The organism is Stenotrophomonas pictorum JCM 9942 (assembly GCF_001310775.1).
GTDB lineage: Bacteria > Pseudomonadota > Gammaproteobacteria > Xanthomonadales > Xanthomonadaceae > Stenotrophomonas > Stenotrophomonas pictorum.
This window is the reverse complement of the sequence record NZ_BAZI01000799.1, coordinates 1-577: the sequence shown is the minus strand read 5'-3', so window position 1 is coordinate 577 and position 577 is coordinate 1. Positions and strand designations below refer to the sequence as shown.

1 protein-coding gene is annotated in these 577 nt (G+C 69.8%); it reads left to right on the top strand.

Annotation, left to right across the window (positions count from 1 at the left end; genetic code table 11):
• Positions 1-15: 15 nt before the first annotated feature.
• Positions 16-577 (top strand): FtsW/RodA/SpoVE family cell cycle protein (locus tag JCM9942_RS17755; RefSeq protein WP_172675219.1); only part of this gene is annotated, 562 nt, incomplete at its 3' end.

Here is a 577-nt window from a genome sequence, read left to right as displayed (position 1 = left end):
CACGGGAGAACGTCGATGAGGGATTTCCTGCGCTGGGCGCTGGAGATGGGCCAGCGGCTGACCCGCGGCCTGGACTGGCCGCTGTTGATGGCGCTGCTGGCACTGATGGTGATCGGCCTGGCGGTGCTCGACAGCGCCGGCGGATCGGGGCTGGTGATGGCCCAGGGGGCCCGGTTCGCGGTCGGCCTGCTGGCGATGTGGGCGATCGCGCGGACCTCGATCCTGCGCATCCGCGCCTGGACCCCGGCGATCTACGCGATCTCGATGCTGCCGCTGCTGGCGGTGTTCGTGCTGGGGACCGGCAAGTACGGCCGGCAGTGGTTGAACCTGGGCTTTTTCTACCTGCAGCCGGCTGAACTGCTCAAGGTCAGCCTGCCGATGATGGTGGCCTGGTACCTCAACCGGATGCCGTTGCCGCCCCGCGTCCCGGTGGTGCTGGTGGCGGCGGTGATCATCGGCGTACCGACCGGACTGGTGATGCTGCAGCCGGACTTCGGCACCGGCGTGCTGATCGCCGCCAGCGGCGCCTTCGTGCTGCTGCTGGCCGGTCTGCCGTGGTGGTGGGTCGGCGTGGGGG